Here is a 9936-nt window from a genome sequence, read left to right as displayed (position 1 = left end):
CAAAGTGCTTGCGGAAACCACAACGCAATTGAACCTAGAGCGTGGGCGTCGGGCGGCCTTGCCTGAGTTGCAGCGTCAGCGTGCGGAGAAAGCGGCAGGCCTGGCAAAGGATCGCAAGGATCGGGACAGCCTGATCGGGCAGGGCGGCGAGGAGCGCGCGAAGCAGTTCGACGTCGTGTCCAACGCGGCGGAGGCCGTGCGTTCGCGCATTGAACAGGCGCGTCGGCGTCGGCAGGCCCTGGGTGCACTGCGCGACGAAGTGGCCGACACACGGGCCAACAAAGCGCCGCTGCGATTGCGTCAGCTTCAGCAGGCACATACGGATGCTGGCCTGGGCACCGATGCCTGGAAGTCATTTCTGATGGACTTCTCTGGAGACGTCGATGGCATCCTCACGGCGGCTATCAAGACAGTGGATGCCCAGATCATGGCCATGATGGGCACTCCGTTCAAGGAAACGGATTCGGGGCCGGGTACACCGCCTTCTAATGTTTCTCTTTTGCCTGATGGTGCGAACCTAAGCCAGCAGACTTTGGGCCTGTTGGAGCGGGAGGCGGCTCGGCTTCGGGCCTTAATCAATGTCGATGAACAGGCCTCCAAGGCGTTCAAGCGCCTGTCGGAGAAGATCTCACGAGACGCCGCCGCACTGGTGAAGCTCGACCGGGACATTGCTATGGCCAACCATGCCGAAACCCGAATCAAGGAGCTGATCGATGAGCGGCGCACCAGCTACGCCGCTATTTTCGACGGCATCCTGGAAGAGGAGAAAGAGCTTTCCGCACTCTATGAGCCGCTTAAGCATCGCCTTGAAGCTGAAGATGGCGCATTGGGGAAGCTGGCCTTCTCGATTCGGCGTGCCGTCGACCTAGAGGCATGGGCACAGCGGGGCGAGGAACTGCTGGATCTGCGCAAGGCTGGCCCCTTTAAGGGGCGTGGCGCGTTATTGGCGGCCGCGCGGGCCGAGCTGCTGACGGCTTGGGAGGGCGGCACCAGTGCCGAGGTTGCCAAAGCAATGGCAGATTTTCGTGCATCCCACGAAGCGCAGCTAGTGGACCATTCGCCGGTGGAACGATCGGATGCTGAGGCGTTTCGCGAATGGGGTGGGCGCATTTCCGCCTGGCTCTACGGCACTGACCACATCAAGATCACATATGGCGTGCAGTACGAAGGGGTCGACATCGAGCAGTTGTCGCCCGGCACACGTGGGATTGTGTTGCTGCTGCTGTATCTGGCAATCGACCAGGAAGATGATCGGCCGCTGATCGTGGACCAGCCGGAAGAAAACCTCGATCCCAAATCCATCTTCGATGAACTGGTAGAGCGGTTCCGCAAGACCCGCCTTCGCCGTCAGATCATCATCGTGACTCACAACGCGAATCTGATCGTCAACACCGATGCCGACCAAGTCATCGTGGCCAAGTGCGGGCCGCACCGACCGGGACAGCTGCCAGAGATCAGCTATCAGAGCGGCGGGTTGGAGAACCCAAACATCCGGCGTCAAGTCTGCGAGATCCTCGAGGGTGGCGAGGCCGCATTCAAGGAGCGTGCGCGGCGTTTGAGGGTACGGATGTAGTGCCTCTGGTGGTGCAATACGACCGACTCTGAAGCTGGTCAGAGGGATTCAATTTGCAGCCTATCGAGGCCGGGCATGGGACTAATTTGATGTTGGGCTCATCGCCAGCTTGATCGCTATATCGCTCAAGCTGGCATTAGCCTGTGATGACAGGCGGTAAGGCATGCTCCCGTTTAATGTTAGTGCAGGTTTTTATTTGAGTGCATTCGCTGAGTGACCATACCAACGGACTTTTCCCTTACGACTGACCATGAGGTTACCGGCTTTGACCGGTCATATGATCTCAGAGCGTGTAGGAACACAATCGCTGCATAGCAGTCGTCTGCATCAACTGAAGCAAACGGTTGCTCAGCCTCGGCTGCCCTCTAGTCGTGTGCTCTCCTGCTTTTACGCCCATAACTGCCTGATAGAACCTATGGACTCTTCACGCGACTCTTTGAGTGATCAGACGCCCTCTATATCTCGCTGTACATGCAGCGCCTGCCCCATAGAAGAAAAAGCGCTCCATCAGAGCGCTTTTTTCGTAACAAAAGAGATCAATCTGCAGCGATGAAAGTCTAGATATCACTGGCAAAAATCACAAAGAGCCGCTTGGGTTTACGACTTTACGGTTACAAATCACCGCCCCGCAAACCCGCATGAATGCTTGCCCTGTGTTTACGACTTTATTTGCCGGTTTACGACTTTAATTACCCAGAACAAGCGCCGCTCCAGCGCTCGCCGCTTATTCGACCGTCACGCTCTTGGCCAGGTTGCGGGGCTTGTCCACATCGGTGCCGCGCGCCACGGCCGTGTGGTAGGCCAGCAATTGCAGCGGCACCACGTGCAGGATGGGGCTGAGGGCGCCGTAGTTCTCCGGCATGCGGATCACGTGCAGGCCTTCGGCGTTGTCGATGTTGGTCTTGGCATCGGCCAGCACATACAGCACCCCGCCGCGCGCGCGCACTTCCTGCATGTTGCTCTTGAGCTTTTCCAGCAGCTCGTCGTTGGGCGCCACGGTCACCACCGGCATGGAACTGTCGACCAGCGCCAGCGGACCGTGCTTGAGCTCCCCGGCGGGATAGGCCTCGGCGTGGATGTAAGTGATCTCCTTGAGCTTGAGCGCCCCCTCCAGCGCGATCGGGTAGTGCATGCCGCGCCCCAGGAACAGCGCGTTCTGGTGCTTGGCAAAATTCTCGGCCCAGCTGACCACCTGGGGCTCCAGCGCCAGCACCGACTGCAGGGCCACGGGCAGGTGGCGCATCGCCGTCAGGTACTCCTGCTCCTTGGCCTCGGTCAGCTTGCCCTTGGACTGGGCCAGCGCCAGGGTCAGCAGGAACAGGCCGGCCAGCTGCGTGGTGAAGGCCTTGGTCGACGCCACACCGATTTCCACGCCGGCCCGCGTGATGTAGGCCAGTTTGCACTCGCGCACCATGGCGCTGGTGGCCACGTTGCAGATGGTCAGCGTGTGCGCCATGCCCAGGCTCTGCGCATGGCGCAGGGCGGCCAGGGTGTCCGCCGTTTCGCCCGACTGGCTGATGGTGACCACCAGGGTCCGGGGATTGGGCACGCTGGTGCGGTAGCGGTATTCGCTGGCCACTTCCACGTTGCAGGGAATGCCGGCGATGCCTTCCAGCCAGTACTTGGCGGTGCAGCCGCTGTAATAGCTGGTGCCACAGGCCAGGATCAGGACGTTGTCGATCTCCTGGAACACCCGCCAGGCCGCCGTGCCATCGGCGCCGTCAAACAGCTCGGGGGCGATGTTGACGATGCCTTCCAGCGTGTCGCCAATCGCGCGCGGCTGCTCGAAGATTTCCTTTTGCATATAGTGGCGGTAAGGGCCCAGCTCCACGGCACCGCTGTGCGCGTGCACGGTCTTGACCGGGCGCTGCTCGGGCAGCACGGCATGGCCGCTCTTGTTGCTGATCCAGTAGCGGCCGGGCTGCAGGTCCACCAGGTCGCCCTCTTCCAGATAGACGATCTGGTCGGTCACACCGGCCACGGCCATGGCATCGCTGGCCAGGAAGAATTCGCTGTTGTCCTGGCCCACGCCCAACACCAGGGGCGAGCCGGCACGCCCGCCGACCACGCGGTGCGGCTCGTCCTTGTGCATCACGGCGATCGCATAGGCGCCATGCAGCTGGCCACGCGCCGCCTTCACGGCCTCGAACAGATCGCCGTCGTACAGGCTGTCCACCAGGTGGCAGACCACCTCGGTGTCGGTCTGGCTGGCAAAGATGTAGCCCTTGGCCTGCAGGTCGGCGCGCAGCGCCTCGTAGTTCTCGATGATGCCGTTGTGCACCAGCGCCACCCGGGCGGGCTTGCCGCCGTCCACGGTCTCGCCCGGGCCATAGCTGAAATGCGGGTGGGCGTTGCGCACGGCCGGCTCGCCGTGCGTGGCCCAGCGGGTGTGGGCGATCCCGGTCAGGCCCTGCAGGTCGTCGGTGGTGACCTGCTCCAGCAGCTCGGCCACACGCGCCGTGCTGCGCGCCCGCTGCAGGCCCTGGCTGATGGGGCTGCCGGCCACCATGCGGTGCACGGCCACGCCGCACGAGTCATAGCCGCGGTACTCCAGGCGCTGCAGGCCTTGCACCAGCAGAGGAACGATGTTGCGCGTAGAAACGGCGCCGACGATGCCACACATAGGCGGAACTCCGAAAGGGTTGGAAGGTGGGCCGATGCTAAAAGCATCGCCACAAAACTTATGATCTATTTTTCATCGTTTCAGAAATTAAATTTCACCGAAAATCGTTCAAGAAATTTAATTCCAATTTCCAATGAAATCTGAAATTAAAACACCTGATGGCAGCCTGGACCTGACCGACCTGCAGTTGCTGGACCTGCTGCAGCGCGACGCGGGGCAAAGCAATCTGCGCCTGGCCGAACTGCTGCACATCTCGCCCCCGACCTGCCTGCGCCGGGTGCGCCGCCTGCATGCGCTGGGGCTGATCGAGCGCCAGGTCGCCATCGTGCGCCCTGAGGTGCTGGCCCCGCTGGTCGGCCACGGGCTACAGGCCCTGATCGAGGTGACGCTGGAGCGCCAGCACGCCGAAGCGCTGCAGGCCTTCGAGGCCCTGGCCGTGGCCGAGGATGGGGTGCAGCAGTGCTGGCGCGTCTCGCCCGGGCCCGATTTCGTGCTGGTCGTCGCCTGCCGCGACATGCCGGCCTACCTGGCGCTGTCGCAGCGGCTGTTCACCGCCCAGGGCAATGTGCGGAATGTGAAGAGCTTCTTTGCCACCCGGCGCGCCAAGTTCAGCCCGCACCTGCCGCCGCTGGCACCGCAGAACCAATAGCAGTCTGCGCAGACTGCAAGCGCGTCACAGCCACTTTTGACACAGATTCAGAGGGCGCCCGGCCAATCGATGCACACGGTGCAGCCGGCCTGCGGCTGGGCCTCGATGGCCACCCGCGCCCCATGGCGCTGGGCCACGGTCTGCACCAGGGCCAGGCCACAGCCGACCCCGGGAAATTCCGCGTCCCGGTGCATGCGCTGGAACAGCTCCCCCAGGTGCTGGGCACGCTGGCGGTCAAAGCCCACGCCCTGGTCCTGCACCTGCAGGCGCCACCAGCCATCGTCCAGGGGCTGGGCGCTGAGACGGACCACGGGCTGTGCCTGGCGGGCCGAGAACTTGACTGCGTTGTGCAGCACTGCCTCGGTCAGGGCCTGCAGCGCGGCGGCGTCGGCCATCACGGGCACCGGGGCCTCGGGCAGCGTCCACTGCACCTGCGGGTGCGTGGCCTGCCAGCGCTGCGCCGCATGCCGGGCCACCACGCCCCAGTCGATCAGCCCCAGGGCCAAGGGCGCCCGCGCCGCGTGCGAGACCTGGGCCATGCCGTCCAGCATGGCCGACATCTTGCGCGCCGACTGCTCCATGGTGGTGGTGAACTCGCGCGCATCGGCCACGGCGTCGGCGGCCTGGGGCGCGGCCGCGGCCAGCTCCTCCACCGCTTCGCGCAGCAGCGGGGCGAAGGACAGCACATGCCGCAGCGGCGCGCGCAGATCGTGCGCCACGGCGCGCATCCAGGCCTCGTGCGCGCCCTGCAACTGCGCCAGCTCTTGCTGCTGGCGCGCAATCACGGCCTGGGCCTCCTCCAAGGTCGACGGCAACACGGGGTGCATGGCGCCTCAGGCCTTGGGTTGCTTGGTGGGGCGCTGCCAGTTGGCAATCGACACCTGCTTGCCGCGCGCCACGTTCAGGGTGCCGGGCGGGGTGTTCTTGGTGATGGTCGAGCCACCGCCCACGGTGCCGCCCGCGCCCAGGGTCACCGGCGCCACCAGCACGCAGTTGCTGCCGATGTGCACGTCGGCCTCGATCACGGTGCGGTGCTTGTTGACGCCGTCGTAGTTGGCGGTGATGCTGCCGGCACCGTAGTTCACGCGCTCACCCACCGTGGCATCGCCCAGGTAGGCCAGGTGGTTGGCCTTGGCGCCGTCGGCCAGGGTGGAGTTCTTGACCTCGACGAAGTTGCCGATGTGCACCTCGCGGCCCAGCTCGGCGCCGGGGCGCAGGCGGGCAAACGGCCCGACCAGCGCCCCCTCGCCCACGCGGGCCCCCAGCTTCTCGCCGTCGATGTGGGTGAAGGGATGGATCACCGCACCGGCGGCGATCTGGGCATTGCTGATGTGGCAGTAGGCGCCGATGCGCACGCCCTCGCCCACCTCCACCCGGCCGGTGAAGATGCAGCCCACGTCGATCTCCACATCCTGGCCGCAGCGCAACTGCGCTGGCGTGCCGCGCACGTCGTCGCGCAGGTCCAAACGCGCCGGGTCGGCCAGGCGCACGCCCTGCTCCATCAGGGCATGGGCTGCGCGCAGCTGGTGGGCACGTTCCAACTCGGCCAGCTGCAAGGGGCTGTTCACGCCGGCGACCTGCACCGCGTCGGTGATGCGGTGTGCCACCACCTCCACCCCGTCGGCCACGGCCATGGCGACGATGTCGGTCAGGTAGTACTCGGCCTGGGCGTTGTGGTTGTTCAGCTGGCCCAGCCAGTGCGCCAGGCGCTGGGCCGGCACGGCCATGATCCCGCTGTAGACCTCGGTGATGGCGCGCTCGGCCTCGCTGGCGTCCTTTTGCTCCACGATGCGCTGCACCGTGCCGGCGGCATTGCGCACGATGCGGCCATAGCCCGTGGGGTTGTCCAGCGACACGGTCAGCAGCGCCATGCGCTGGCCCGCAGCGGCGTCGACCAGCGCGGCCAGCGTGTCGGCCTGGGTCAGCGGCACGTCGCCCGACAGGATGACGACCATGCCGTCGCGCGCCAGCACCGGCACGGCCTGCTGCACGGCGTGCCCCGTGCCCAGCTGGGGTTCCTGGCGCACGAACTTCAGGTCCAAATGACTGTCAGCCCGCGCTGCGCCGGCGATCACCGCTTCCACTTCTGCAGCGCCATGGCCCGTCACCACCACGGCTGAGCGCGCCTGCAACTGCTGCGCCGTGTCCAGCACGTGCTGCAGCAAGGCCCGCCCCGCCAGCTTTTGCAGCACCTTGGGGGTGCGGCTTTTCATGCGGGTGCCTTTGCCGGCAGCCATGACGACGATATCCAGGGGGAGTGCATTCAGGGACATGGGACGCAATCAACTCACAGTGAAGCCAGCCAGCGCTGGCGATGGTCTTCGATTATCACGCGCCCGGCCGCCGTGCCGGGCGTGATCGGCATGGCCGCCGCAACCGCCCCGTGGGACGCAGCCCACACCGCGCCGCCCGGCGTTTGATGTCCGTCAGACAGACGCTGCGCCAGCACCCTGCCCCCATTGGAAGGCGCCGGCACTTTATGCATCCTGGGCAGGCGTTGTGCGCCGCAGGGCCACCCCACCCCATGTTTCACCGATTCGGAGAGCCCATGACCTTCATGCCGTGGTCCAGCGACTTGATGCTGGGCATCCCCCATGTTGACGACCAGCACCAGCACCTGGTGGCGCTGATCAATGCCCTGCACGACGAACTCGACAACCCCATCCCGGACCGCGCGGTGGTCGGCGAGGTGCTGGAGGGCCTGGTCGAGTACACGCACAACCACTTCATCGAGGAAGAGGTCATGTTCCAGCGCTACGGCTACCCGCAGGCGACGGCGCACACGGCCGAGCATGGCCAGTTCACCACCCAGGCGATGCACTGGCTGCTGCGTTTCGAGGCCGGGGAAGAGGTGGACCTGGAGGCCATGGCCTTTCTCAAGCACTGGCTGCTGCACCACATCCTGCAGGAGGACCGCGCCTACGTGCCCTTTTTGCAGGCGGCCATCGCCGAGGCCGGTGCGCCGGGCGCTATCACCAGCGAAGCACCCAGCGCTTGCTGAACGGCACTTTCAAAGGCCAAAGACCTTGAACACCTTTTTCAGCGAGCGCCAACCGCTCCTGGTTTTGAAAAAAACAAGGCGGCACCTGCTTCCAGATGCCGCCTTGGGCCGCACACCCGGGGCGCCCAAGGCGCCCCGCGCATCACGCCAGCGTCACGCGTGCAAACTTGCGCTTGCCCACCTGCACCACGAAGGTGCCGGTGTCCAGCTTCAGGCCGCGGTCGCTGACCACGTTGCCATCCACGCGCACGCCGCCGCCATCGATCAGGCGGTTGGCTTCGCTGGTCGAGGGCGCCAGGTTGGCCTGCTTCAGCAAAGCGCCGATGCCCAGGGGCGCGCCGGACAGGCTCAGCTCGGGGATGTCGTCGGGGATACCGCCCTTGGAGCGGTTGATGAAATCCTGCTCGGCCGCCTCGGCCGCCGCCGCGCTGTGGAAGCGCGTGGTGATTTCCTTGGCCAGTGCCACCTTGGCGTGCTTGGGGTTGCCGCCGGCGGCAATCTCGGCCTTCAGCTGGGCGATGTGCTCCAGGCTCTGGAAGGACAGCAGCGTGTACCAGTCCCACATCAGGTCGTCCGAGATCGACAGCACCTTGGCGAACATGGTGTTGGCGTCCTCGGTGATGCCGATGTAGTTGTTCTTGGACTTGGACATCTTGTGCACGCCGTCCAGGCCCACCAGCAGCGGCATGGTGAGCACGCACTGCTGCGCCTGCCCATATTCAGCCTGCAGATGGCGCCCCATCATCAGGTTGAACTTCTGGTCCGTGCCGCCCAGCTCCAGGTCGGCCTGCAGCGCCACCGAGTCATAGCCTTGCAGCAGCGGGTAGAGAAACTCGTGCAGGCTGATGGAGCTGCCTTCGGTGAAGCGCGTGTGGAAGTCGTTGCGCTCCATCATGCGGGCCACGGTGTACTTGGCCGAGAGCTGGATCATGCCGCGCGCGCCCAGCTGGTCGCACCATTCGCTGTTGTAGCGCACCTCGGTGCGGGCCGGGTCCAGCACCTTGGCGGCCTGGGTGTAATAGGTCTCGGCATTCACCTTGATCTGCTCGGCCGTCAGCGGCGGGCGGGTGGAGTTGCGGCCCGAGGGGTCGCCGATCAGCGTGGTGAAGTCGCCGATCAGAAAGATCACCTGGTGGCCCAGATCTTGCAGCTGGCGCATCTTGTTCAGCACCACCGTATGCCCCAGATGAATGTCCGGCGCCGTAGGATCCAGCCCCAACTTGATGCGCAAAGGCACGCCCGTGGCCTCCGAACGCGCCAGTTTCTGCGCCCATTCCTCCTGGGGCAGCAGCTCATCCACACCACGCAACGTGACTTCAAGCGCTTGTCTTACAGCCTCGGTGACCGGGTATGTTGTAACAGCATTTTGATTCATAAGGGTTTTTTCCAGCACGGGGGGTATTGCCCCCGCTATACTTCGGGCTCGATTGCAGTGACGAATTCTAGTCGGCCGGCCATTGGCATACAGCGCAATGGCAACTATGCTGACAGAAAGCGTATCCCGTCACTCACATGGTCGTTTGTCTTCTCAGGGTACGCGCCACTTCCGGGAACCATGTTTTGAATAACAGCCTAGTTTCTGCCGGCAGTGCTTTGCTTGCACAGCTGGCCCGGTCCATTCAGCGACACCCCAAGCGACTCACCGCAGCCATCGCCGCCCTCATGCTCAGCGCAGGCGGCGGCGCGTTTGCTGTGGCCTCGCTGGGTCCAGATCCCGCTGAACTGCCGGTTCGCACACTCACGCAGACCGTCCCCTCGTTGGTGGAAGGCAGTACGTTGGCGGACCTGACGGACCTCAACGATTTCTCGCTCTATCGCACCGACTACACCCGCGCCAGCGACACCGCCGAGTCCTTGCTGCAGCGCCTGGGCATTGCCGATCCGGGCGCCTCCGCCTTCCTGCGCAGCAACGAGCTGGCCCGCCAGCACCTGTTCAGCCGCAATGGCCGCCTGGTGTCCGCCGAAGCCAGCAACGACCACCAGTTGCGCAAGCTGACCGTGCGCTGGATCCAGGACGAAACCAGCCAGAACTTCGAGCGCCTGGTGCTGGAGCGCGATGCCAACGGCAAGTTCAGCGCCACGGGGCGTTG

At 64.7% G+C, this 9936-nt stretch carries 7 protein-coding genes and 1 pseudogene; 4 read left to right on the top strand and 4 right to left on the bottom strand.

What is annotated here, in order from left to right; all coding sequences use genetic code 11:
• Window positions 1–1573: AAA family ATPase (locus CA2_RS16885; RefSeq protein ID WP_042420247.1), on the top strand; the 1573-nt coding region annotated here is incomplete at its 5' end.
• 724 nt (window positions 1574–2297) lie between these two features.
• On the opposite strand, the gene glmS is transcribed toward CA2_RS16885, so the two are convergent.
• Window positions 2298–4196 carry a glutamine--fructose-6-phosphate transaminase (isomerizing) gene (gene glmS / locus CA2_RS16880; RefSeq protein ID WP_042420241.1) on the bottom strand — a complete coding sequence of 633 codons (1899 nt, stop codon included), beginning with the start codon at window positions 4194–4196 and terminating at the stop codon, window positions 2298–2300.
• Window positions 4197–4329: 133 nt separating this feature from the next.
• On the opposite strand from glmS, the gene CA2_RS16875 reads away from it, so the two are divergent.
• Entirely contained in the window at window positions 4330–4845 is a 516-nt protein-coding gene (locus CA2_RS16875; protein ID WP_042420238.1) for an Lrp/AsnC family transcriptional regulator, read from the top strand.
• A 47-nt stretch (window positions 4846–4892) separates the two neighbouring features.
• Here the strand turns inward: CA2_RS16875 and CA2_RS16870 are convergent, their stop codons facing one another.
• On the bottom strand, window positions 4893–5672 hold the full coding sequence (locus CA2_RS16870; protein ID WP_042420235.1) for a sensor histidine kinase: 780 nt from the start codon (window positions 5670–5672) through the stop codon (window positions 4893–4895).
• 6 nt (window positions 5673–5678) lie between these two features.
• The gene (gene glmU / locus CA2_RS16865) at window positions 5679–7118 is read right to left on the bottom strand and encodes a bifunctional UDP-N-acetylglucosamine diphosphorylase/glucosamine-1-phosphate N-acetyltransferase GlmU (RefSeq protein ID WP_042420231.1); all 1440 of its coding nucleotides are present in this window, start codon (window positions 7116–7118) and stop codon (window positions 5679–5681) included.
• A 275-nt stretch (window positions 7119–7393) separates the two neighbouring features.
• Here glmU and CA2_RS16860 point away from each other — a divergent pair, with 275 nt between their 5' ends.
• Window positions 7394–7846, top strand: coding sequence for a bacteriohemerythrin (locus CA2_RS16860; protein WP_042420228.1), 453 nt, complete (start codon window positions 7394–7396; stop codon window positions 7844–7846).
• Between the two features lie 142 nt (window positions 7847–7988).
• Here CA2_RS16860 and tyrS read toward each other — a convergent pair whose 3' ends face one another.
• The gene (tyrS, locus tag CA2_RS16855) at window positions 7989–9221 is read right to left on the bottom strand and encodes a tyrosine--tRNA ligase (RefSeq protein WP_042420225.1); all 1233 of its coding nucleotides are present in this window, start codon (window positions 9219–9221) and stop codon (window positions 7989–7991) included.
• A 287-nt stretch (window positions 9222–9508) separates the two neighbouring features.
• On the opposite strand from tyrS, the pseudogene CA2_RS17330 reads away from it, so the two are divergent.
• Window positions 9509–9936: pseudogene (locus CA2_RS17330) on the top strand (M23 family peptidase); the annotation flags it as partial.

It is taken from the genome of Comamonas aquatica NBRC 14918, assembly GCF_000739875.1.
Taxonomy (GTDB): Bacteria; Pseudomonadota; Gammaproteobacteria; order Burkholderiales; family Burkholderiaceae_C; genus Comamonas; species Comamonas aquatica.
The sequence above is the reverse complement of the archived record's forward strand: the minus strand, read 5'-3'. Positions and strand labels throughout refer to the sequence as shown.